General features: G+C 71.1%; 22 protein-coding genes and 1 tRNA gene. 14 read left to right on the top strand and 9 right to left on the bottom strand.

Translation table 11 applies throughout. The annotated features are described in order from the left end of the window. Positions 1–4: 4 nt before the first annotated feature. Together FHW12_RS08365 and FHW12_RS08360 are read right to left on the bottom strand one after the other, a co-directional pair. Positions 5–442, bottom strand: coding sequence for a universal stress protein (locus FHW12_RS08365; RefSeq protein WP_182530549.1), 438 nt, complete (start codon positions 440–442; stop codon positions 5–7). Positions 443–456: 14 nt separating this feature from the next. Next, positions 457–894, bottom strand: coding sequence for a universal stress protein (locus FHW12_RS08360; RefSeq protein ID WP_182530548.1), 438 nt, complete (start codon positions 892–894; stop codon positions 457–459). Positions 895–1050: 156 nt separating this feature from the next. On the opposite strand from FHW12_RS08360, the gene adhP reads away from it, so the two are divergent. After that, positions 1051–2067, top strand: coding sequence for an alcohol dehydrogenase AdhP (adhP, locus tag FHW12_RS08355; RefSeq protein WP_182530547.1), 1017 nt, complete (start codon positions 1051–1053; stop codon positions 2065–2067). A gap of 34 nt (positions 2068–2101) precedes the next feature. Here adhP and FHW12_RS08350 read toward each other — a convergent pair whose 3' ends face one another. From FHW12_RS08350 to FHW12_RS08340, 3 genes are read right to left on the bottom strand one after another with little or no spacing between them, the layout of a single operon-like run. Then, positions 2102–2290: a hypothetical protein gene (locus FHW12_RS08350; RefSeq protein WP_182530546.1), complete on the bottom strand. Its 189-nt coding sequence runs from the start codon at positions 2288–2290 to the stop codon at positions 2102–2104. A gap of 11 nt (positions 2291–2301) precedes the next feature. Continuing rightward, the gene (locus FHW12_RS08345) at positions 2302–3126 is read right to left on the bottom strand and encodes a universal stress protein (protein WP_182530545.1); all 825 of its coding nucleotides are present in this window, start codon (positions 3124–3126) and stop codon (positions 2302–2304) included. Between the two features lie 15 nt (positions 3127–3141). Next, positions 3142–3438, bottom strand: coding sequence for a hypothetical protein (locus tag FHW12_RS08340; RefSeq protein WP_182530544.1), 297 nt, complete (start codon positions 3436–3438; stop codon positions 3142–3144). Positions 3439–3649: 211 nt separating this feature from the next. Here FHW12_RS08340 and FHW12_RS08335 point away from each other — a divergent pair, with 211 nt between their 5' ends. The 11 genes from FHW12_RS08335 (at position 3650) to FHW12_RS08285 (ending at position 12701) form a co-directional block, all read left to right on the top strand. Continuing rightward, positions 3650–4177, top strand: a complete 528-nt coding sequence (locus FHW12_RS08335) for a GNAT family N-acetyltransferase (protein ID WP_220484370.1) — start codon at positions 3650–3652, stop codon at positions 4175–4177. A 158-nt stretch (positions 4178–4335) separates the two neighbouring features. Then, positions 4336–5760, top strand: a complete 1425-nt coding sequence (ccoN, locus tag FHW12_RS08330; RefSeq protein WP_182530542.1) for a cytochrome-c oxidase, cbb3-type subunit I — start codon at positions 4336–4338, stop codon at positions 5758–5760. A gap of 11 nt (positions 5761–5771) precedes the next feature. After that, complete coding sequence (gene ccoO, locus FHW12_RS08325; RefSeq protein ID WP_182530541.1) at positions 5772–6395, top strand: cytochrome-c oxidase, cbb3-type subunit II; 624 nt, start codon at positions 5772–5774, stop codon at positions 6393–6395. Next, positions 6392–6547 carry a CcoQ/FixQ family Cbb3-type cytochrome c oxidase assembly chaperone gene (locus FHW12_RS08320; RefSeq protein WP_182530540.1) on the top strand — a complete coding sequence of 52 codons (156 nt, stop codon included), beginning with the start codon at positions 6392–6394 and terminating at the stop codon, positions 6545–6547. The genes ccoO and FHW12_RS08320 overlap by 4 nt, the downstream gene beginning before the upstream one ends. Continuing rightward, complete coding sequence (gene ccoP, locus FHW12_RS08315) at positions 6544–7482, top strand: cytochrome-c oxidase, cbb3-type subunit III (protein WP_182530539.1); 939 nt, start codon at positions 6544–6546, stop codon at positions 7480–7482. The genes FHW12_RS08320 and ccoP overlap by 4 nt, the downstream gene beginning before the upstream one ends. After that, positions 7479–7739: a hypothetical protein gene (locus FHW12_RS08310; protein ID WP_182530538.1), complete on the top strand. Its 261-nt coding sequence runs from the start codon at positions 7479–7481 to the stop codon at positions 7737–7739. Before ccoP ends, FHW12_RS08310 begins: the two co-directional genes overlap by 4 nt. Then, positions 7736–9157, top strand: a complete 1422-nt coding sequence (gene ccoG, locus FHW12_RS08305) for a cytochrome c oxidase accessory protein CcoG (RefSeq protein ID WP_310735186.1) — start codon at positions 7736–7738, stop codon at positions 9155–9157. The genes FHW12_RS08310 and ccoG overlap by 4 nt, the downstream gene beginning before the upstream one ends. After that, a complete protein-coding gene (locus FHW12_RS08300; RefSeq protein ID WP_182530537.1) occupies positions 9154–9381 on the top strand; it encodes a hypothetical protein in 228 nt (75 codons plus the stop codon). Before ccoG ends, FHW12_RS08300 begins: the two co-directional genes overlap by 4 nt. Before the next feature lie 4 nt (positions 9382–9385). Then, a complete protein-coding gene (locus FHW12_RS08295; RefSeq protein ID WP_182530536.1) occupies positions 9386–11809 on the top strand; it encodes a heavy metal translocating P-type ATPase in 2424 nt (807 codons plus the stop codon). Further along, positions 11806–11976: a cbb3-type cytochrome oxidase assembly protein CcoS gene (gene ccoS, locus FHW12_RS08290; protein ID WP_182530535.1), complete on the top strand. Its 171-nt coding sequence runs from the start codon at positions 11806–11808 to the stop codon at positions 11974–11976. The genes FHW12_RS08295 and ccoS overlap by 4 nt, the downstream gene beginning before the upstream one ends. Beyond that, complete coding sequence (locus tag FHW12_RS08285; RefSeq protein WP_182530534.1) at positions 11973–12701, top strand: sulfite exporter TauE/SafE family protein; 729 nt, start codon at positions 11973–11975, stop codon at positions 12699–12701. Before ccoS ends, FHW12_RS08285 begins: the two co-directional genes overlap by 4 nt. 160 nt (positions 12702–12861) lie before the next feature. On the opposite strand, the gene FHW12_RS08280 is transcribed toward FHW12_RS08285, so the two are convergent. The 3 genes from FHW12_RS08280 to FHW12_RS08270 form a co-directional block, all read right to left on the bottom strand. After that, on the bottom strand, positions 12862–13929 hold the full coding sequence (locus FHW12_RS08280) for an NAD(P)/FAD-dependent oxidoreductase (protein ID WP_182530533.1): 1068 nt from the start codon (positions 13927–13929) through the stop codon (positions 12862–12864). Position 13930: 1 nt separating this feature from the next. Then, positions 13931–14548 carry an OmpW/AlkL family protein gene (locus FHW12_RS08275; RefSeq protein ID WP_428993624.1) on the bottom strand — a complete coding sequence of 206 codons (618 nt, stop codon included), beginning with the start codon at positions 14546–14548 and terminating at the stop codon, positions 13931–13933. Positions 14549–14759: 211 nt separating this feature from the next. Beyond that, positions 14760–14835 (bottom strand) — tRNA-Ile (locus FHW12_RS08270). Positions 14836–14991: 156 nt separating this feature from the next. Between FHW12_RS08270 and FHW12_RS08265 the strand changes: the two genes are divergently transcribed. Both FHW12_RS08265 and FHW12_RS08260 read left to right on the top strand, forming a co-directional pair. Then, positions 14992–17376: a winged helix-turn-helix domain-containing protein gene (locus FHW12_RS08265; protein WP_182530531.1), complete on the top strand. Its 2385-nt coding sequence runs from the start codon at positions 14992–14994 to the stop codon at positions 17374–17376. Positions 17377–17631: 255 nt separating this feature from the next. Then, positions 17632–19854, top strand: coding sequence for a hypothetical protein (locus FHW12_RS08260; protein ID WP_182530530.1), 2223 nt, complete (start codon positions 17632–17634; stop codon positions 19852–19854). Between the two features lie 45 nt (positions 19855–19899). Here the strand turns inward: FHW12_RS08260 and FHW12_RS08255 are convergent, their stop codons facing one another. Next, a complete protein-coding gene (locus FHW12_RS08255; protein WP_182530529.1) occupies positions 19900–21894 on the bottom strand; it encodes a S8 family serine peptidase in 1995 nt (664 codons plus the stop codon). Positions 21895–22204: the final 310 nt, after the last annotated feature.

Raw genomic sequence — 22204 nt, 5'->3', positions numbered from 1 at the left:
CGATTCAGCGATATACGAGCACGGGGATCGAGCTGTGGGTGAGCACCTTCTGCGTCTCGCTGCCGAGCAGCAGCGCGCCTAGACCGCGACGTCCATGCGACGCCATCAGAATGAGGTCGCAGCCGCTCGCCTGGGCGGCTTCGATGATCGCTCCGGCGGGATCATCGGTCGTGGCATGGCGGGTTTCGCACGGCACGTCGAGCGCGGCCGCCGCCTTCTGCACGAATCGCAGGCGCTCGTTCGAGTACGCCTGCGCCGCTCTTGCGTAGTCGCCGCGGTTCGTGCCGAGCAGGTCCATCATGACGTCGCTCGCTTGGAACTTCGGGATCGCGTGGAATGCGGTCACGCGCGCGCCCATCGCGTGGGCGAAGCGGATGCCCTTGCGCACGGCCTTCTCGGACAGCCTCGAGCCGTCGGTCGGAATGAGGATGTGTTCGAACACGGCGGGGCCTCCACTCAGCGGTAGACGAGCACGGGAATCGTGCTGTGCGTGAGCACCTTCTGGGTTTCGCTGCCGAGCAGTACGCCCTGCAGCCCCTTGCGCCCGTGCGAAGCCATCAGGACGAGATCGCAGCGCTTGCGCTTCGCCTCGCGGATGATCGCCGCCCAGGGTTGATCGCTCGTCGCGTGCGCGACGTCGCAGGCGACGCCCGCTTTGCGCGCCTCCGCGGCGACCCCGGCGAGCAGCGAGCGCGCCCGCGCTACAGACGCCACGCGATATTCCCCCGCAGTGTCCTCGAGCATCTGCGCGTCGAGCGTGAACATGCGGAACTTCGGGATCGCGTGGAACGCGACGAGGTGCGCGCCGGTGCATGCAGCGAGGCGGATGGCGGCTCGCACCGCCTTCTTCGACAGGTCGGAACCGTCGGTCGGAACGAGAATGCGCTGGAACATGGCGATGGCTCCGCAATGGGTCTTCGTCATCGACGGTATGCCGTCCCGCGATCGGCTCGTTGATGTGCATCAACTCGGGAGCGGTTGATTCCGGTCAAGGTGCGCGCGTCCGTACGCGCTACGGTGCATCCGTCCTTTCCGTTACCGGAGCTCCGCATGAAAGCCGCCGTCGTACGCGCGTTCGGTCGACCGCTCGCGATCGAAGACCTGCCGGCGCCCCGCCCGGGCCCGGGTGAGGTACTGCTCAAGGTGCAGACGAGCGGTGTCTGCCACACCGACCTGCACGCCGCCGACGGCGACTGGCCGGTGCAGCCGGCGCTGCCGTTCATTCCCGGGCACGAAGGCGTCGGTGTCGTTGCCGCGCTCGGCAGCGGCGTGAAGGGCCTGCGCGAAGGCGACCTCGCCGGCGTACCGTGGCTGCACGACGCTTGCGGGCATTGCGAGTACTGCAACGCCGGATGGGAGACGCTGTGCGAGGCGCAGCACAACACGGGTTACAGCGTGAACGGCGCATTCGCCGAGTACGTGATCGCGAACGCCGCCTACGCCGCGCCACTGCCGGCAGGCGTCGATGCGCTGTCGATCGCACCGATCCTCTGCGCGGGCGTGACCACCTACAAGGGCATCCGCGAAACCGAGACGCGGCCGGGCGAATGGATCGCCATCTACGGCGTAGGCGGCCTCGGCCACGTCGCGATCCAGTACGCGAAGGCGATGGGCCTGCACGTCGTCGCATTCGATATCGCCGCGGACAAGCTCGCGCTCGCACGCGAATGCGGCGCCGACCTCGCGCTCGATGCGACCGCGTCGGATGCGGTCGCGCGCACCTTGCAGGCGACTGGCGGCGGCGCGCACGGCGTGCTCGTGACGGCCGTCTCCTTGCCGGCGTTCGAGCAGGCGCTCGCCGTCGTGCGGCGGCGCGGCACGATCAGCCTCGTCGGCCTGCCGCCGGGACATTTCCCGACGCCGGTGTTCGACGTCGTGCTCAAACGCATCACGCTGCGCGGCTCGATCGTCGGCACGCGCCGCGATCTCGCCGAGGCACTCGCGTTCGCCGCGGAAGGCAAGGTACGCACGCGCGTGCACGCGGCGCGGCTCGAGGACGTCAACGTGGTGCTCTCGAACCTCAAGGCGGGCAAGGTCGACGGTCGCGTCGTGTTCGACCTGCGCTGAGTCCCGCGACGGGCGCCGCCGTGGCGCGCGCCCGTCAGTGTGCGGTGCGATAGAGGATCAGCGCCAGCGCGGCGATCCAGCCCAGCAGGATGAACAATGTCCCACCCCATCCCTTGACCACACCGAGGCCGCGGCGGTGCGTCCAGTACATCGTGCCGGCAACGAGCGACGGCACCGCGACGAGCGCGGCGACGAGCAGAAGTACTTCGTTCGCGTGGTCCATGGCTTCGCTCCTCAATTTCGCATGAGCACGGGCAGCGTCGCTTCGTGCAGGACCGTGCGTGTTGCGCCGCCGAACGCCCACTCGCTGAAGCGCGAGCGTCCGTACGCGCCCATCACGAGCAGATCTGCGCCGACCTCGCCCGCGGCGGCGAGGATCGCCTCCCCGGCGCGGTCGTCGGGAGCGAGGATCGGCTTCGCCACCACGCGCACGTCGTGCCGCGCGAGCCACGCTTGCACGTCGAACGGTGGCAGCCACCCTATTTCGATCTCCGGCGCGCGCCGCGGACCGTCGAGCAGCACGATGTTCGAGGCGTGATGCAGGAGCGGCAGTGCGCTGTGCAGCGCGCGTACCGCCTCCGCCGAGCCGTTCCAGGCGATCGCGATGCGGCCGAGCGCGGCTTCGCGGCAACCCGGGGGCACCACGACGCACGGCAGCCGCGAGGCGAGCACGACCGCGCCGAGGTCCGGCGGGGCGCCCCACGGGACAGCGGGGTTGCGCTCCAGCACGAGCAGGTCGTGCCAGTTGCCGATGTGCGCGAGCGTTTCCGGCGTACGGCCTTCGGCGACCTGCCAGGACGCCTGTCGAACGCCGATCCGCGACGCCCACGCCGCGAAGGCGTCGTGCGCGGCGTAGGCCGACCGCTCGACCTCGCGCGCCGTCTCGAACACGGCCTGGACGACGTCGCCCGACACGTACGGCGGCATCATGTAGAGCGGCGACGGATGCACGAAGACGCCGGTGAGCGCGCCGTCGAGGCGCGCGGCGAGATCGGCGGCGTATTCGACGCCGGTGCTCCAGGCGTCGTAGCGGCCGGTATGGACCATGATGTCACGCATGTTCGTTCTCCGGGGTCAGGACACGGCGAGCGAGCTGTCGACGACGGCCGGGTCGAGCACGCCGCACAGGCGCTGCGCGAACGCGAAGCCGTCGGCGGTCGCCTCCGTGGCGAGGTCGATCGACAGCAACACGAGTGCTAGCGGTGATCCGCAGGCGACGAGGCGCGCGAAGGCATCGAGATTCTTGCGCCAGCGCTCGGCGGCGAAATCGAGGATGGCTGCGTCCAGGCCCGCGACGTTGTACAGCAGGTCCGTGGCGACGCGGGTCGCCGCCGGATCGGTCGCTGCGCAAGCGGGGTGTCGAGGCTGCACGATGGTCTCCACTCGCCTTCGTCGGTTGCCACGCTAGCGCTGCGCGCCCGCCGACCGATTGATCCCGATCAACCACCGCCGCACCTCGTGCGATCCGCGCGCAAGGTGATCCAGATCAACGCGCGCGTGCGCGGCCGGATCAGGATGAATGCGTCATCCCCCAGGAGATCGGTCAATGCAACCGCAAACCGGAACGATTCCATCCGCGACCATGCATGCCGGCGAAGAAGTGCAGCACTGGCACGAAGAGTTGCTCGACGGCACGCGCGTGCTGATCCGCCCGCTGCACGCGGACGACGCCGCGCTCGAACGCGAGTTCATCGAACACCTGTCGGCACGCTCGAAACGGCTGCGCTTCCTCGGCCTGATCGGCTCGCCGAGCGACGCGCTCGTGCGCCAGCTCACCCAGCTCGACTTCCGCCGCGAAGTCGCGTTCGCGGCGCTGATCGCGCGCGAGGGCGAGAAGCACCTGATCGGCGTCAGCCGCTTCAGCCTCGGCGCCGACCGCAAGTCGTGCGAATGCGCGGTCACCGTTGCCGACGAATGGCAGCACAAGGGGCTCGGCACGTTGCTGATGCGCCACCTCATCGCGGTCGCGCGCGCGCGCGGCATCCACGAAATGGTTTCGCTCGACGCGGCCGACAACCCGGAGATGCGCGACCTGGCCGCGTACCTCGGCTTCATGCGTCGCGCGGACCCGCTCGACGCGAGCCAGGTGATCCATTCGCTCAAGCTCTGATCGCCCGAGCGGTTCGCGACAGGGGCTCGCCTCGCGCATGCGCGGCGAGCCGTGACGAAATGCCGCACGAGGGTGTCGCCGCTCTCGGATTTGACTTCGATCAATTGTCCGCGACGACGTCCGGGGACACTGCGCGCGGAACTACCCAGGGGCCTCCGATGCAGAATGTGGAAACGTACAACGACCGGGTCGTGCGCCAATTCACCGTGGCGACGATCGTCTGGGGCGTCGTCGGCATGGCCGTCGGCCTGCTGATCGCGGCGCAGCTGGCGTGGCCGGCGCTCAATTTCGACGTCCCGTGGCTGACCTACAGTCGCCTGCGGCCGCTGCACACGAATGCGGTGATCTTCGCGTTCGGCGGCTGCGGCCTATTCGCGACTTCCTACTACGTCGTGCAGCGCACCTGCCAGGCGCGCCTGTTCGGCGACCGCCTCGCCGCGTTCACGTTCTGGGGCTGGCAGGCGGTGATCCTGCTCGCCGTGGTCACGCTCCCGCTCGGCTATACGCAGAGCAAGGAATATGCGGAGCTGATCTGGCCGATCGACGTGCTCATCGCGGTGGTCTGGGTGGTCTACGCGATCGTCTTCTTCGGCACGATCGTGAAGCGCAAGGTCAAGCACATCTACGTCGCGAACTGGTTCTTCGGCGCGTACATCCTCACCGTCGCCGTGCTGCACATCGTCAACAGCCTGGCGATCCCCGTGACGCTGACCGATTCGTATCCGATCTATTCCGGCGCGGTCGACGCGATGGTTCAGTGGTGGTACGGGCACAACGCGGTCGGCTTCTTCCTGACCGCGGGCTTCCTGGGGATCATGTACTACTACGTCCCCAAGCAGGCGCAGCGGCCGATTTATTCGTACCGCCTGTCGGTGGTGCATTTCTGGGCGCTCATCGCCGTCTACATGTGGGCCGGCCCACACCACCTGCACTACACCGCGCTGCCGGACTGGGCGCAGTCGCTCGGCATGGTGTTCTCGCTGATCCTGCTCGCGCCGAGCTGGGGCGGCATGATCAACGGCATCATGACGCTGTCGGGCGCGTGGCAGAAGCTGCGCACCGACCCGATCCTCAAGTTCATGATCGTCTCGCTGTCGTTCTACGGCATGTCGACCTTCGAGGGGCCGATGATGTCGATCAAGACGGTCAATTCGCTGTCGCACTACACCGACTGGACCATCGGCCACGTGCACGCGGGCGCGCTCGGCTGGGTCGCCTTCATCACGATCGGCGCGGTCTACAGCATGCTGCCGAAGCTGTTCGGCGCCGAGCGCATGCATTCGACGCGCGCCATCGACGTGCATTTCTGGATCGCCACGATCGGCGTCGTGCTGTACATCGCCGCGATGTGGATCGCCGGCGTCATGCAGGGCCTGATGTGGCGCGCGACGAACCCGGACGGAACGCTCACGTACACGTTCATCGAGTCGCTGCGCCAGACCTACCCCTACTACGTCACGCGCGTTCTCGGTGGCCTCATGTTCTTCACCGGCATGGTGATCATGTGCTGGAACGCGTGGAAGACGTGCATGCCGCGGCGCGCGCTGCCGGTCGTCCCCGTTCCGCTGCCGGTCCACGCCTGAGGTCGCCCCCCATGCTGCATGCCTTCATCGAAAAGAACGTCGGCCTGATGGCCGCCCTCATCCTCGTCGTGATCCTCAGCGGCGGCCTCGCGGAGATCGTGCCGCTGATGTTCCAGGCGCAGGCGGTCGAACCCGCGCCCGGGGTCAAGCCGTACTCGCCGCTGCGCCTCGCCGGTCGCGACGTCTACGTGCGCGAGGGCTGCTACGGCTGCCACTCGCAGATGATCCGCACGCTGGCTTCCGAAACGTTGCGCTATGGACCGTATTCGGCCGCGGGCGAATCGGTGTACGACCGGCCGTTCCAGTGGGGCTCCAAGCGCACCGGACCGGACCTCGCGCGCGTCGGCGGCCGCTACTCGGACGATTGGCACCGCGTACACCTGAAGAACCCGCGCAATGTCGTGCCCGAATCGAACATGCCGGGCTACCCGTGGCTGTCGCAGGCGCTCGTCGATCCCGACCTCGTCGCGAAGAAGATGCACGCGCTGAAGCTGCTCGGTACGCCCTACACCGACGCCGACTTCGCGGGCGTGCGCACGGCGGTCACCGGCCAGACCGAAATGGACGCACTCGTCGCCTACCTGCAGGGACTGGGCACGAACGTGCAGCCGCCCGCACCGGAGGCTGCGAAATGACCTCGGGAATCCTCATCGCCGCGATGCTCGTGCTGTTCCCCGCGCTCGTCGCGTGGGCTTGGAGCACGCGCCGCCGCGAAGCATTCGACCAAGCCGCCGCACTCGCCCTCGAGCCCGCGGTCGACACCCTGCCTGCGGAGGATTCCCGATGAGCGCGTCCTGGAGCTGGTTCATCATCCTGCTCGTCGTGGCCAACATCGTCGGCCTCGTCGTGCTGCTGTTCGCGACCGCGCGCCGTCGCCGCGGCGACGCCGGCGACGCCCGCGCGACCACCGGCCACGTCTGGGACGGTGACCTCGAGGAGCTCAACAACCCGCTGCCGCGCTGGTGGTTCGGGCTGTTCGTGCTGACCGTGATCTTCGCCATCGGTTACCTCGTGCTGTATCCGGGCATGGGCAACTTCGCCGGCCGGCTCGGCTGGACCTCGAACGGCGCCGCCGCCGACGAACTGCGCGAAACCAACGCGAAGCTCGAAGCGCTCTACGCGGGCTTCCGCGGTCGGCCGCTCGCCGACCTCGCGCGCGACCCGAAGGCCGTGAAGATCGGTCGCAACGTGTTCGCCAACACCTGCGCCGCCTGCCATGGGTCGGATGCACGCGGCGCGGTCGGCTACCCGAACCTCGTCGACGACGACGCGCTCTACGGCAGCGACGGCGACACGATGCTCGCGAGCGTGCTGCACGGCCGCCACGGCGTGATGCCGCCGCTCGCCGCGACGCTGCCCGACGGCGGCGTCGACGACGTCGCGAACTACGTGATGGGCCTGTCCGGCCGACCGCACGACGCGCGCCTCGCCGAGCTCGGCAAGCCGCGCTTCGAGACGATCTGCGCCGCGTGCCACGGCAAGGACGGCAAGGGCAACCACGCGCTCGGCGCCCCCAACCTCACCGACGACGTCTGGCTGCACGGCGGCGGCGACGTCGCGGCGGTGCGCACCGCGATCGTCGACGGCCGCAGCGGCACGATGCCGGCGTGGGCCTCCGTGCTCGGCGAGGATCGCGCGCGCCTCGCGGTCGCCTGGCTGCTCGCGCAGAACCCGCACGACGCGGGCGCTTCGGCCGGCGCACCCGCTGGAGCGACGCAATGACGATGCACGGCGCGAGCGTGCGTTGGCTCGGCGCGATCCTGTGGCCGTCGTTCTTCGCCGCGGGAGTGGCGACGATGGTGTTCTTCGCCGTCGTCGACCCGCTCGATCTCGCGACGATCACCTGGCCGCGCTTCGCGTTCTCGCGCGAGCTCGGCTACTCGATCGGCTTCTTCATGTTCTGGCTCTGCACCGCGTCGTCGAGCCTGTTCACCGCGCTGCTGCTGCGCGCGCCTGCGCGCGACGGAGCGACGCGGTGAATGCGGACTCGCGCAAGATCGACGTGCGCGTCGTCGACGGCGGCGGCGCGCTCTACGCGAAGCAGCCGAAGGTGTATCCACGCGAGACCGACGGACGTTTCCAGCGGCTGCGCATCGCCGCGGTGTTCTGGCTGCTCGGCATGTTCTACGCGTTCCCGTGGATCAGCATCGGCGGCCAGCAGCTCGTGTTGTTCGACCTGCCGGCGCGCCGCTTCCACGTGTTCGGCCTCACGTTCTGGCCGCAGGACTTCTACCTGCTCACGCTGCTGCTCGTCATCGCCGCGCTGAGCCTGTTCTTCTTCACCGCGCTCGCCGGTCGCCTGTGGTGCGGCTACGCCTGTCCACAGACCGTGTGGACGGAAGTGTTCCTGTGGATCGAGCGGCGCATCGAGGGCGATCGCAATGCGCGCATGCGTCTGGACAAGGACCCGTGGAGCCGGACCAAGCTCCTGCGCAAGACGGCCAAGCACGCCGCCTGGGTCGTGTTCGCGCTGTGGACGGGCTTCACCTTCGTCGGCTTCTTCACGCCGATCCGCGAACTCGGCGCGGAAGTCGCGCAGTGGCGCCTCGGTGGCTGGGAAGCCTTCTGGATCGTGTTCTACTCGTTCGCGACCTGGGGCAACGCGGGCCTGCTGCGCGAACAGGTGTGCAAGTACATGTGCCCCTACGCGCGCTTCCAGAGCGCGATGTTCGACCGCGACACGCTGGTGATCAGCTACGACGTCGCGCGCGGCGAGCCGCGCGGGCACCGCTCGCGCGCGCAGCTGCGCAGCGTCGGCGCGGCGGTGTCCGCGCCGAAGGCGCTCGGCGACTGCATCGACTGCCGCGCCTGCGTGCAGGTCTGCCCGACCGGCATCGACATCCGCGAAGGCCTGCAGATCGACTGCATCGCCTGCGCCGCGTGCATCGACGCCTGCGACGACGTGATGGACAAGGTCGGCCTCGCGCGCGGGCTGATCCGCTACACCACCGAGAACGAACTGGCCGGCTCGCCGCGGCAGATCCTGCGCCCGCGCGTGTACGCCTACGCCGCCCTGCTGGGTGCGCTCGTCGCCGCGTTCGCGTGGGGCGTCGTCGCGCGCGCGCCGCTGATCGCCGAAGTGCTGCACGACCGCAACGGGCTGTTCCGTCCGCTCCCCGGCGGCGCGATCGAGAACAGCTACGCGGTCAAGCTCGCCAACAAGTCCGACCATGCAGTCGCGCTGTCGTTGCGCCCCGACACGCCACTGGCGCTGCACGCGATCGGCAACGCGAGCGTGCTGCTCGACCCGGGCGAAGTGTTCTCGCTGCCGCTGACCCTGCGTGCCGATCGCGGCGCGGTGCGCGGACGCAATCCCATCACGATCGTCGTCGTCGCCGCCGACGGCCGCGAGCTCGCGCGCGCCAAGGCGCAGTTCTTCGCCCCGGAGTCCCCATGAACACACCCGCCGAATCCGCCCCCGCCGCGCCGATGCGCTGGTATCGCGTCGGCGAGGTCTGGCTCATGCTCGTGCTGCTCGGCGCGACCGTGGCCGGCTCGCTGTCGCTGGTCGCCACCGCGGTGCGCCATCCGGATGCGCACATCGTCGTGCCGGACGACGCGCCGCGGCCCGGCCACCAGCCGCCCGCGCGCACGGCCGGCGCGGCGCCGCCACGGCGCTGACGCGATGCCCGGCGCCTGCTTCCACTGCGGCGAACCGATCGGTGGCGGCGTCCCGCTGCTCGCGACGATCGGCACGCAGTCGCACCCGGTCTGCTGCATCGGCTGCCGCGCCGCGGTCGAATGGATCGACGGCCTCGGCCTCGCCGACTATTACCGCCTGCGCGAGGTCACCGGCGAGCGCGCCGCGCCCGCCGACGACTACGCCGAATGGGACCGGCCGCGCCTCGCGCGCCGGCACGTGCGCGAGCTCGGCGCGGACCGCGCCGAAGCGACCGTGCTCGTCGAAGGCATGCGCTGCGCCGCGTGCGCCTGGCTGATCGAGCGCGCGCTCGCGCGCCGCGACGGCGTGCACGAGGCGACCGTGTCGCCGCTGGTACAGCGCGTGCGCATCGTGTTCGACCCGAGTCGCGTGCGCCTCCCGGCCTTGCTGGCGACGCTCGCGCGGCTCGGCTACCGCCCGCACCCGCTCGAGGGCGATCGCATCGACGCGCTGCGCACGGGCGAGCGGCGCGCGGCGCTCAAGCGCCTCGTCGTCGCCGGCTTCGGCGCGATGCAGGCGATGATGTACGCGGTCGCGCTGTACGCAGGCGCCTTCGACGGCATCGATCCGGCGGTGCGCGCGTTCCTGCGCTGGATGGGCATGCTCGTCGCGACGCCGGTCGTGCTGTATGCGGCGCGACCGTTCTTCGCCGGCGCAGTGCGCGAGTGGCGCGCGCGCCGCCTGTCGATGGACACGCCGGTCGCGCTCGCGATCGGCGCGATCTACACCGGCAGTGTCGTCGCCACGGTATTCGGCGGGGCCGAAGTGTATTTCGATTCGGTCTGCATGTTCGTGTTCCTGTTGCTGCTCGGGCGCTACGTCGAGCTGCGCGCGCGCCAGCGCGCGGGCGAGGTCGCCGACGCGCTCGTGCGGCTGCAGCCGGCGACCGCGGAGCGCTGCACCGAAGGCGCTTGCGAGACGATCGGCGTGCACGAGCTCGAACCGGGCCAGGTCGTGCGCGTCGGCGCCGGCGCGACGTTCCCCGTCGACGGCGTGCTGCGCGGCGCACGCTGCCGCGTCGACGAATCGTTGCTGACCGGCGAATCCGCCGCGTGCCTGCGCGAGGTCGGCGACGAGGTCGTCGCGGGCAGCGTCGCGCTGGACGGACCCGTCGAGGTCGAGGTGCGGCGGGTCGGCCCGGCGACCGTGCTGTCGGCGCTCGCGCGCATGGTCGAGCGCGCCGCCGCAGCGCGGCCGCGCATCGCCCGGCTCGCCGACGCGGCGGCGGCGCGCTTCGTCGTGCGCGTGCTCGCCGCGACCGGCGTAGTCGCGCTCACCTGGGCCGCGATCGATCCGACGCGCGCGTTCGCCAGCGCGGTCGCCGTGCTCGTGATCAGCTGCCCGTGCGCGTTCGCGCTCGCGGCGCCGTCGGCGCTGACGCGCGCGGTCGGTGTGCTCGCGCGGCGCGGCGTGATGGTCGTCGACGCCGATGCGCTCGAAGCGTTCGCCGGCGTCGACCGCATCGTGTTCGACAAGACCGGCACGCTGACCGAGCCGGCGATCGACGTCGCGAGCCTGCGCGTCGCGCGCGGGTCGCGCGAGGGCGCGCTCGCCCTCGCAGCGGCACTCGAGCAGGCGAGCACGCACCCGTATGCGCGCGCGCTGCGAGACGCCGCGCGCGGCCTCGCCCTGCCCGCGATCGCCGACGTGCGCGAGACCGGCGGCGGCGTACTCGGCCGGTTCGACGGCCATACGCTTCGCCTGGGCCGGCCCGACTTCGCGCTCGTCGACGGCGACGGCGACGCGCTCGTGCTCGCCGACGACGCCGGCGAGATCGCGCGCTTCCCGATCGTCGAACGCGTGCGCGCCGGCGCGCGCGAAGCTATCGACGCGCTGCAGGCCGCGGGCGTCGCCTGCGAGATCGTCAGCGGCGACCATGCCGAGCGCGTCCAGCGCGTCGCGGTGGCGCTCGGCGTCGCCGAATGGCGCGCGCGCGCGACGCCGGAGGCGAAGCTCGCCCACCTCGCCTCGCTGCGCACACGCGGCGACGCCGTGGCCGCGGTCGGCGACGGCGTCAACGACGCGCCGGCGCTCGGCGGCGCCGACGTCGCGATCACGCTCGGGGAGGGCGCTGCGCTCGCCCAGGCCGCGAGCGGCATCGTCCTCGCCGGCAGCGACCTCGGCGGCATCGTCGATGCGCGCGGCGTCGCGCGCTCCATGCTCGCCGTGGTCCGGCGCAACCTGCGCTGGACATTCGCCTACAACCTGCTCGCGATACCGCTCGCGGCACTCGGCCTGGTGCCGCCATGGCTCGCCGCGATCGGCATGTCGGCGAGTTCGCTGGTCGTCGTCGCCAACACGTTCGCGATCGGCCGCACGCGCGCCGCCGCGCGCCCCGCGCCGCCGGCTGCGGCGTCCGTGCCGCTCGCCCGCGTGCAGGCCGCATGAACATCATCCTCGCCCTGATCCCGGTCAGCCTCGTCCTGCTCGGCGTCGGCGTCGCCGCATTCTTCTGGGCCGTCGACGATGCGCAGTACGACGACCTCGACACGCCCGCGCTCGCGCCGCTCGTCGACGACGACGCCACGCGCACCGACGAGCCCGCGCGCCGATGAGCGCATCGATCACGATCGGTGCCGCGGCGTTCGCCGGCCTCGTCGCGAGCGCGCACTGCGTCGCGATGTGCGGCGGCATCGCCGGCGCGCTCGGCATGGTCAGTGCACGCGGCGCGGACGGTCGCGCGCGACGCGACCTGCTCGTCGCCTACCAGGCGGGGCGAATCGCCTCGTACGCGCTCGCCGGCTTCGTCGCCGGTGCCATCGGGGACGGCCTGTTGCACTGGCTCGACGCCGACCGCGTGCGCGTGGCGTTGCGCCTCGCCACCGCGGCGGCGATCGCCGCGACCGCGCTGTCGCTGCTGTGGCGCCGGCGCGCACCCGGGCTCGCGCTCGGCCTGCGCTTATGGCCACGTCTTTCGCGCCTCGGGGTGCGCCTTCTGCCCGTGACGGACCCGTCGCGCGCGTTCGCGTTCGGCACGATCTGGGGCTGGATGCCGTGCGGCCTCGCCTATTCGATGCTGCTCGTCGCCGCGCTCGCCGGTTCGGCGCTCGACGCGTCGGCGACCATGCTCGCATTCGGCCTCGGTACCGCGCCGGCGATGCTCGCGACCGCGTGGGGATTCCCGCGCGTCGCGCGCGCGATGGCGCGCACGCACGTGCGTCGAGCCGCCGGTCTCGTCCTGCTCGCCTGCGGCATGCTCGTGGCGATCGGGCCGTGGCTCGCACCGTACCTGCCCGCGCACGCGTGGCTGTCGTTCGACTGCATCGCGCCCGCGCGCTGAGCGTTCGCCGCGCTGCGCGCGGACGCGCTGCTGGTTCACCGACGTCATGCTCGGCAGCGGCGTGAAAGGCATCGAACTCGCGCGCGAGAGTTCGCCATGTCGATGCGGCACATGCGTAGCACGAAGCGGCTCGACCGCCGTCGGAGCGCTCGAGCAAGCTTCAGGCGAGATCGGAGAGATCCGGGGAGACGCCGAGCCGTCGATGCATCGCCGGACTCGTGGTCGTGTACTGCAGCGGGACCTTCTGCCCGGGGCTGAGGTATTCCTTCGCCGCGAACGCGGCGAGCGCAGCCTCGTGAAAGCCGCTGAGGATGAGCTTCTTCTTCCCGGGATACGTGTTGACGTCGCCGACCGCGTACACGCCGGGCACGCCGGTGCCGAAGGTCGCCGTGTCGACGGCGATCTGGTTCTTCTCGAGATCCAGTCCCCAATCCGCGATCGGCCCCAACGCCGGGTGCAAGCCCCAGAACACGAGCAGCTGTTCCGCACCGACGCGCTGGACGATGCCGCTGCGCGCGCGCACGCGCACCGCGCGCAACGCCTCGCCGTCGGCGTCGAGGCCGACGATGTCGCCTTCGAGGAACTGCATGCGCGCCTGGTCGCAGAGCGCGTGCATGCGCGCGACGCTCGCCGGCGCGGCGCGGAACCTGGCGCTGCGATGGACGAGCACGACCGACGCACCGAGCCCGGCGAGTTCGGCCGCCCAGTCGAGCGCCGAGTCGCCGCCGCCGGCGACGACGATCTCGCGCCCGGCGAGCGCGTGCGCGTCGGCGACCTTGTAATGCACCGCGACGCCTTCGAGACGGCGTGCTTCGTCGAGGTCGAGCTTGCGCGGCATGAAGGCACCGAGGCCGGCGGCGAGGATGACGACGGCGGCGTCGAACACGAGGCCGCGATGCGTGGTGACCCGCCAGAGGCCGTCCGCGCTCCGCTCGAGCCCGCTGGCGACGTGACCGAAATGGAACTCGGGCGCGAACGGGCGCGCCTGCTCGAGCAGGCGCTCGACGAGTTCGCGCGCGTCGCAGCGCGGCAGCGCCGGGATGTCGTAGATCGGCTTGTCCGGATAAAGCTCCACGCATTGCCCGCCGGCCTGCGGCATCGCGTCGATCACGTGCGCGCGCAGGCCGAGCAGGCCGAGCTCGAACACCTGGAACAGGCCGACCGGACCGGCACCGACGATGACCGCGTCGGTGACGATCGGTCGACCCGCGTCGTGGCCCCCGTCCATTTCAGAACCGGTAGCCGAGCGCGACGCCGTACACGAACGGATCGATCGCGACCGAACCGACCTTCACCCCGCCGACCTTGGCGTCGGTGTCGATATCGATCCAGCGCGCGTCGACGGTGAGCGACCAGCGTGGCGCGAGTGCGACGTCGACGCCCGCGTGCGCCGCGAGGCCCCACGAATCGCCGAGGTCGAGCTTCGCTCCGGCGAGCGGCCCGGTTTCGTCGATCGAGAAGAAGCGCGTGTAGTTGACGCCGACGCCGATGAACGGGCTCACCTTCGCGTCGGGCACGAAGTGCCATTGCAGCGATACCGTCGGCGGCAATTGCTTGACCGTCGCCGCCTTGGCGCCGTTGAGCTTGACGTCGTGCTCGAACGGCAGCGCGGCGAGCACCTCGATGCCGAGGTTCTTCGTCACCGAGTATTCGAGCGTCACGGTCGGGCTCCATGCCGAATCCACGCCGGCCGCGAGCGTGCCGCCCGCGAGGTGGCCGTTGTTTGACTTCGGATCGACCGCGTGGGCGCCGATCTTGACCTGCCAGTCGCCCTGTTCCGCGTGCGCGGCGGTAGCGGCACCGATCGCGACCACGATCGCCAGTGTCAACTTGCGCAACATGTTGATGCTCCGTTCGAGTGGGAAGACGTTCGTCGAACGGAATCTTCGGAGTGCGCGCCGTCGCGCACTTGATGCACGTCAACTCGGCCACGGGATGCGACGAAGCGCCGCATCGGGCGTCCGGGCCCGGTCGCCTGGCGCGATTCGTTCCGGCCATGCAAGGTGCGGGCGGGCGCCGGACCCTGTAGGCGTGGTCCGTGTCCCCCCGATCGATGGATGGTGGGCCCGCTCGGATTCGAACCGAGGACCAAGGGATTATGAGTCCCCTGCACTAACCGCTGTGCTACAGGCCCGAAAGGCCCGCGAGTGTAACCGTGCGCGGGCGCGGCGACGAGCCCGCGGTGACCCCGGCGCGTGCGCTTCTGGCATCCTAGGCGACGATCGCCGCCCGCGCGCATGCGGAGGTCCGCCGCGCCACGGCGTCGACGCCGCCGCGCGCGCGAGCCGACATGCCATCGTTCCGCTTCGACCACTACGAACTGCTACCCGAGTCGCGTCGCCTGGTCCGCGACGGCGCCGACGTCGTCGTCGGCCTGCGCGTGTTCGACCTGATCGTCTACCTGATCGAGCATCGCGACCGCGCGGTCGGGCGCGACGAACTCATCTCCGCGGTCTGGGGCCGCACCGAGGCGGGTGACGCGCTGCTCGCGCAAGCCGTGCTCAAGGCGCGCCGTACCTTCGGTGACGACGGCAATGCGCAGCACCACATCCGCACCGTGACGCGCTTCGGCTACCAGTGGGTGGCTGACACGCGCATGCTCGACGCGCCGTCGGTTCCCGTTTCCGACACCGCACGCGAGGACGACGCACGAGGAGCGGCGCCGCCGCCGGCCGCGCGCATGAGCCGGCGCCCGATCGCCGCCGCTGCGGCGCTTGTGCTCGCGCTCGGCGTGCTCGTCGCGCTGTTCGCGCAGCGCGATGGTCTTTCCTCGAAGGCTCCGGCGCCGCCCGCTGCAGTGGCGAGCACGACGAAGCCCGTCGCCGGCCTCGTGCTCGTCGTGCCGACGCGCGTGCAAGGCAACACGGGCGACGACGGCTGGATGCGCCTCGGCGTGATGTCGCTGCTCGCGCAGGCGCTGCGCGACCTGCCCGGGCATGCGGTGGTACCCGACGAGACGGCGCTGGCCGCGATCGCGCAGTCGGGCCCGGACGACCTCGCGCGCCTGCGTGCCGAGACCGGCGCGACGATCGTGATCACCTCGGAAGCGGTGCGCAGCGGCGACGGTTGGTCGCTCGGCGCGACGCTGTTCGGCGCCGACGGCAACACGCAGATGGTCGGCAGCCGTTCCACCGATGCGGTCAGCGCGGGCGGCGCGCTCGCGCGCGACGTGCGCCAGCTGCTCGCCGACGGCGAGGGCCACGAAGAGGCGGAGCCACTGCCGCCCGACGTCGTCGCCCTGCGCGCGCGCATGCGCGCGGCGATCCTCGAAGGCCAGAACGGCCGCGCGCTCGCGCTCTACGACGCCGCGCCGGCCGACGCGGCCGCGGCACCCGCGCTGATCCTGCTGCGCAGCGAAGCGCTGATCCAGCTCGGACGCGCCGACGACGCCGCGGCCGCGCTGCAAGCGTTCATCGAGCAGGCGAACGCGGCGCCGGCGACGCGCTGGCTCGGCCCGGCCTGGAGCGCGCTCGGCGATTGCGAACTCGCGCGCGGGCGTCCCGCGATCGCCGAAGCGCACTTCCGACGCAGCCTCGAGTTGCTCGGATCCAGCGGCGACCGGCGCGCGGCCGGGCTCGCGTGGCGCGGGCTCGGTATCGCGCAGGTCGTGCGCAACGATCTCGACGATGCCGAGCAGAGCTACCTGCACGCGCGCGTCGAGCTCGAGTCGACCGGCGACCGCCTCGTCCTCGCACGCATCACCGACGGCCTCGGCTACATCGCGACACGGCGCGGTCGGATGGCCGATGCATTGTTGTCGTACGAGCAGGCGGCCTCGATGGCCGCCGCCTTCGGCGCGAACGAGACCGAGCTCGGATCGCGCCTCAACATCGCCCAGGCGCACGAGTTCCTCCTGCACCACGCGGTGGCACTGGAGCGCATGCGCGAGCTGCTGCCGCGCCTGCGCGGCCTCGACTACCCCGCGCTGCACCGCTTCGGCATGGTCGCCTACGCCGGCATGCTCGCCGAGAGCGGCGCGTTCGGCGCCGCGCGCGAGGTGCTCGCCGGACTCGACGCCGAGGCGGGCGCGGGCGCCGTCGATGATGCCGTCGTCGACGTGCGCCTCGACGAGGCACAGGTGCTGCTCGCGATCGGCGACATCGCCGCCGGCTTGCGGCGCGCCGAAGCGGTCAGGAACGGACTCGGCCATGACGGCGCAGCGGACCTGCGCCTCGAGACCGCGGCCGTGTTGCTGCAGCTGCACCTGCAGGCGGACGATGCGGCCGCCGACGCGCTCGGCGCCGATGCCGCGCTGTGGCAACCGGCGAACGCGCTCGCACCCTCGCGCGTGCATGCGCTCGTCGCACGGGCACGCTGGCAGGCGCGACGCGGCGACGACGCGGCCGCCGCGGCGGCGTTCACGCAGGCGTTCGAGCTCGCGCAGGCATTCGCGACCCCGGTCATCCTGCGCGACGCGGCCGTACCCTACGCGCAGTTCCTGCTTTCGCACGGCGATGCGGACGGAGCACGTCGCACCGCGAGCGTGCTCGGCCCGTATGCCGAACACGATTTCGCGAGCGCCCTGCTGCTCGCGCGCGTCGCCGCGCAGGTGGGCGACCCGGCACTCGCGCGCAGCTGGTTCGCTCGTGCGCACGGCCTTGCGGGGGAGCGCTGGTCGGCCGGGATCGCGGCCGAGGCCGCCGCGGCCGGATCGGCGCCGGCCGGGCCCGCCTGAGCGCGCGATTCATCGCCGCGCAACGGATCACTCATGCTCGACTAATGCCCGCAATGTCGCCGGCGCCCATGCTCGCCGACGGCGCCGGCTCGTGCTGCGCGCCGCCGCGTGGACACGACCGAACAGAGGGGACCCCCAATGCCATTTCGCAAGCACCGACGGACGACCGAGCCGCGGCAATCCGTTCACGCGCGGCTTCGCCTGCGCACCGCCGTCGCGTTGTGCACCGCCTTCGCCATGGCCGGCGCGGCGACGATGGCCGCCGCCGCACCGCATGGCGCCGGCATCGACCTTTCGGTCACGCTCGGCACCGACCTCGCCGACGGTGCCTGCGGCGGCGACACGCAGCTCGACGTGACCCGGCTCGATCAGGTCAACTTCTGCTATGTCGTGACCAACCATTCGTCGACGACGCTCGCCTGGCACACGCTCGCAGACGACGTCTCCGGCGTGCTGCTCAGCGCGGCGCCCATCAACCTGCCGCCGGGCGCGAGCCGGCAATACAACCGCATCGTCACCGCCCGCGAGTCGCAGGCGCCGGACACGCACTGGACCGCGTACGACGTGCACCCGGGCTACGCCCTCGCCGCGAACGTGCTCGCCGGCGAACGCGTCTTCGACGACGGCTTCGACGGCGCCGGCAACGGCGAGCCGGTCTACGATTTCGTCGACATCACCGGCGTCGGCACGCCGCTCGGCCTCGAGGACGACGACAGCACGGCGGAAGTCGACGTCGGCTTCCCGTTCACCTACTACGGCCTCACCGCCGACCGCCTGCGCGTCGCCTACAACGGCGGCATCCTGTTCGATCTCGAGGCCGGCTGGTTCACGCCGCAGAACGTGCCTCTGCCCACGACCGACGTCGGCGCGGCGATCCTGCCGTACTGGACCGACATCTACTACCAGCAGCCCGGCGACGGCGACATCTACGTCGCCACGCTCGGCAGCGCGCCGAACCGGCGCTTCGTGGTCGAGTGGTTCAACCTGCCGATCATGATCGGCGGCATCCAGCAGGACAGCGCGACGTTCGAGACGGTGATCTACGAAGGTAGCAACGCGATCCTGTTCCAGTACGCCGACACCGATGTCGGCGATCCGCTGCGCAACGACGGCATCAGCGCGACGATCGGCCTCAACGCGCCGGCCGGCGTCGACGCCGCGCTGCAGTACTCGTACAAGAGCGCCTCGGTCTCCGCGGGCAAGGCGATCCTGTTCTCGCCGACGACGCCGGTCGCCTACAGCGCGAGCGCGCAGGTCACGCTCGACGTCGGCGTACCGAAGATCACCGTCACGCCGGCGCAGTTCGACGTCGCGGCCGCCGCGGGCGGCTCGACCAGCGCGACGCTCGACATCGGCAACATCGGCAACCGGCCGCTGACCTGGAACATCGGTTCGTTCGGTACCGCCTCGCACCTTCCCGCGACCTCGCGCTACACCGTTCCGCTCGGCGATCCCGCGGCGACCACCGCGATGCCGGCGCCGCCGCGCAAGGCGCATCCGCCGAAGACCCCACCCGCGCAGGCGCCGCAAGCCGAAGGCGTGTCGGCGTTCGCGATCGACCTGGACACGTCCTCGCTGGTCGGCCTCGACGCGACGCACCCGGAAACGATCACGCCGGTCGCGAGCGTCGGCGACCTCATCCTCACCGCGGGAGAGTTCGTCGACGAAGATTTCACGCAGCTGTACGCGATCGACTACTACAGCTGGCATCTGCTCACGCTCAACACGCGTGACGGCACCAGCACCGTCGTCGGCACCGCAGTGCTGCAGAACGGCGCCGGGATCAACTGGAGCGGCCTCGCCTGGGACGCGTCGACCGGCACCTTGTACGCATCCGCCTACGCGCAGGGGCGCTTCGGCATCGATTCGTTCCTCTACACGATCGATCCGCTCACCGCGGCGGCGACCCTGGTCGGGCGCATCGGCGGCATCGGGGATCCGGCCAACGGCACGCTCGTCGTCGACATCGCGGTCGACGCGGACGGCCACATGTACGGCGTGGACATCGTCGCGGACGACTTCGTCGCGATCGACAAGGCGAACGGGGAAGCGGCGGTGGTTTCCTCGCTCGGCTTCGACGCCAACTTCGCCCAGGGCCTCGACTTCGACGACTACACCGGTCAGCTCTACTACGCCGCGTTCAACAACAGCGTCGGCGAAGCGCAGATGTACACGATCGAGCCGTCGACCGGCGCGTTGATGCTGGTCGGCGCGAGCGGCGCCGACCCGACGCGGACGCAGCTCGCGGCGTTCGCGGTCGCACGGCTCGCCGGCGTGTGCGCGTACCCGAACGACGTGCCGTGGCTCGCCTACTCGACCACGCGCGGCTCGACCGCCGCGGGCGCGACGACGCCGGTCACGGTCGGCTTCGACGCGTCGACGCTCGCTCCGGGCACGTACCATGCGAACGTCTGCATCGCCAACAACGACCTCACGAACCGGCGCGTGCCGGTGCCGGTCACGCTCACGGTGAACTGACGCCCGGGCGGCGCCGCATCGCGCGGCGCCGCCTGCGTGGCACGCTCAGGGACCGTCGAAGCCGTCGTCGAAGATCGTGTCGTTGCCGTCGGGCGCGAACGTCGCGCTGATCGCGCAATCGGCGTGGATCGCACCGGTCGCGTAGGTGCCTGCACCACTCGGGGCGACGCTGCAGGTGTCGCCGACGACGGCGGCGACGGTGTATCCGGCGTCGGGCGTGACGGTCAAGGTCGCGCTCGTGCCGGCATCGATCGTCTGCGACGCCGGCGTGATCGTGCCGTTCGCGCCTGCACTCGCGTCGACCGTCCAGGTGTCGATCGCGAAGCTCGCGACGACCGTGCAGTCCGCGGTGATCGCGCCGGTGGTGTAGACGTTGCCCGCGAGCGAGCCCGCCGCGCAGGTGCCGCCGATCGGCGTGACGAGGTGGTAGTCGGCGACCGGAGTGAGCGTGAACGCGATCGTCGCGCCGTCGGCGACCGATTGCGCGGTCGACGGCGAGATCGCGCCGTTGCCGCCGGCCACGCTCGGCGTCACCGTGTGGTTCGAGCCCATCGCGGCCTGCGCCGCGGCGAGCACGTCGATGCGACCCCAGCCGACCTGGTAGTTCGGATGATCGGCCATCGTGAGGCCGCCGCAACCGGAGTTCGACGGATCGGTCACGCCGGCGGTGACCGCGGTGTTGCGCAGCAGGTCGCCGACCTGGTCGGGATGACCCTTGAGCGCCGGGTTCACCGACATCAACAATGCGGCCGCGCCGGCGACGTGCGGCGTCGCCATGCTCGTGCCGCTCTTGGTGCCGTAGCTGGTCGTGCTCGCGTTGGTCGCCGAACGCGTGCTCACGCCGGGTGCGGACGCGTCCGGACGGATGCGCGTGACGCCGCTGACCGGGCCGCGGCTCGAGAACGAGGCCATGCGATCCTGGCTGTCGGTCGCGCCGACGACGAACGCGGAATCGTAGATCGCCGGCGGATCGGTGATCGAGCCGCAACCGGGGCCGTCGTTGGCGGCGGCGGCGGCGAAGAAGATGCCGCCCGCGACGACGTTGTCGACCGCGGTCTTGATCTCGGTGCCGGTGGTGCAGCCTTCCGACGGGATGCAGCCCCACGAGTTGCTGACCACGTCGGGCGCCTTGTCCGGATCGGGGTTCTGCCCGGCGAGGTCGGTCGGCGCGAGCATCCACTGCATGCACTCGATGTAGCGCGCGGGCGTGCCGTCGCCTGCGTTCATGTTGCGGCAACCGATCCACTTCGCACCGGGCGCGACACCGATCTGGTTGCTGCCGCCGTCGTCGCCGGCGAACGTGCCCGCGGTGTGCGTGCCATGGCTGTTGTCGTCGCACGGTGCCGGCGCATCGTTGCCGCAGACGTTGCCGACCGAATCGTGGATCGAGTCGTGCCAGTTGTAGTTGTGGTCGGCGCTGCTGCCGTTCCAGCCGCGATAGTGCGACTTCAGCGCGGCATGATCCCAGCGGTAGCCGGTGTCCTCGCCGGCGATGACGACACCCTGGCCGGTGTAGCCGAGTGCCCACACGCCCGGCGCATTGATCTTGTTGACGCCGTACTCGATCGCCTCGATCGATGCCGGCTGCGCGGGCGCGACTTCGTCGACCGGCAACGCCTGCTGGACGTGCGGGTTCGCCTCGACGCGCGCGACGTCGGTGCGCGTCGCAAGTTCGGCGAGATCCGCGCTCGACAGCCGCGCCCAGACGAGGTTGGAGATCCAGTACGCGCGATGCTCGATGCCGCGGGCGCGCAGCCAGTCGACCACGCCGGCCTGCTGCGCGGTCGCGCGGGCGCGCAAGGCATCGACGAGCGCGCGGCGGCGCACGAGGTAGTCGGCGTCGCCGCCGAGCGGCGACAGCACGGGCGTCGCCTGGTCCGGCAACACGATCAGCGCCTCGACGCGACCGGCGGCATCGGCCTCGACGGCGAGCGACGGGCTGATCTCGGCGGCGAGCACCTGGCTGCAGGCGAACGCGAGGGCGCACAGCGCGAAGCCGCGCGTGGAACGACGGATCGAAGGAACGGCAGGACGCTTCATGGACTCTCCCCAGCAACATGGTGGCGACGCACAGGTCGGGACGCGGCGCGGGCGGCGACGCAGGCGGACCGGGGTCCCTCCCACCCCGGGCGCCTCGCGGGTGTCTCCGCTCCGACCGAACGCCCGAGTCTACCCCGACGCGGCGGTTTCGCGCAGGCGCCCCGCCGTACGCCGCGGGATCGTCGGCACGGCCCGAAGCCGCCGGCGCGGATGGGCGACGGCGGACACCCCGCGAGCGCGTGAACGGGATCGCAGCGCGCGGTTGCACGTGTGGGCGTGATGCGGGCGTGGAAACGAAAAACGCCCGCGA

Origin of the sequence: Dokdonella fugitiva (assembly GCF_014138265.1) — a bacterium.
Classification (GTDB): Bacteria; Pseudomonadota; Gammaproteobacteria; order Xanthomonadales; family Rhodanobacteraceae; genus Dokdonella_A; species Dokdonella_A fugitiva_A.
This window is presented reverse-complemented; position numbering and strand designations above follow the sequence as displayed.

Excerpts from the sequence above, each read along its gene's own strand:
- FHW12_RS08360 (WP_182530548.1), bottom strand. The coding sequence starts at position 894 with ATGTTCCAGCGCATTCTCGTTCCGACCGACGGTTCCGACCTGTCGAAG.
- adhP (WP_182530547.1), top strand. The coding sequence starts at position 1,051 with ATGAAAGCCGCCGTCGTACGCGCGTTCGGTCGACCGCTCGCGATCGAA.
- FHW12_RS08350 (WP_182530546.1), bottom strand. The coding sequence starts at position 2,290 with ATGGACCACGCGAACGAAGTACTTCTGCTCGTCGCCGCGCTCGTCGCG.
- FHW12_RS08345 (WP_182530545.1), bottom strand. The coding sequence starts at position 3,126 with ATGCGTGACATCATGGTCCATACCGGCCGCTACGACGCCTGGAGCACC.
- FHW12_RS08335 (WP_220484370.1), top strand. The coding sequence starts at position 3,650 with ATGCATGCCGGCGAAGAAGTGCAGCACTGGCACGAAGAGTTGCTCGAC.
- ccoN (WP_182530542.1), top strand. The coding sequence starts at position 4,336 with ATGCAGAATGTGGAAACGTACAACGACCGGGTCGTGCGCCAATTCACC.
- ccoO (WP_182530541.1), top strand. The coding sequence starts at position 5,772 with ATGCTGCATGCCTTCATCGAAAAGAACGTCGGCCTGATGGCCGCCCTC.
- FHW12_RS08320 (WP_182530540.1), top strand. The coding sequence starts at position 6,392 with ATGACCTCGGGAATCCTCATCGCCGCGATGCTCGTGCTGTTCCCCGCG.
- ccoP (WP_182530539.1), top strand. The coding sequence starts at position 6,544 with ATGAGCGCGTCCTGGAGCTGGTTCATCATCCTGCTCGTCGTGGCCAAC.
- FHW12_RS08310 (WP_182530538.1), top strand. The coding sequence starts at position 7,479 with ATGACGATGCACGGCGCGAGCGTGCGTTGGCTCGGCGCGATCCTGTGG.
- FHW12_RS08300 (WP_182530537.1), top strand. The coding sequence starts at position 9,154 with ATGAACACACCCGCCGAATCCGCCCCCGCCGCGCCGATGCGCTGGTAT.
- FHW12_RS08295 (WP_182530536.1), top strand. The coding sequence starts at position 9,386 with ATGCCCGGCGCCTGCTTCCACTGCGGCGAACCGATCGGTGGCGGCGTC.
- ccoS (WP_182530535.1), top strand. The coding sequence starts at position 11,806 with ATGAACATCATCCTCGCCCTGATCCCGGTCAGCCTCGTCCTGCTCGGC.
- FHW12_RS08285 (WP_182530534.1), top strand. The coding sequence starts at position 11,973 with ATGAGCGCATCGATCACGATCGGTGCCGCGGCGTTCGCCGGCCTCGTC.
- FHW12_RS08280 (WP_182530533.1), bottom strand. The coding sequence starts at position 13,929 with ATGGACGGGGGCCACGACGCGGGTCGACCGATCGTCACCGACGCGGTC.
- FHW12_RS08265 (WP_182530531.1), top strand. The coding sequence starts at position 14,992 with ATGCCATCGTTCCGCTTCGACCACTACGAACTGCTACCCGAGTCGCGT.
- FHW12_RS08260 (WP_182530530.1), top strand. The coding sequence starts at position 17,632 with ATGGCCGCCGCCGCACCGCATGGCGCCGGCATCGACCTTTCGGTCACG.
- FHW12_RS08255 (WP_182530529.1), bottom strand. The coding sequence starts at position 21,894 with ATGAAGCGTCCTGCCGTTCCTTCGATCCGTCGTTCCACGCGCGGCTTC.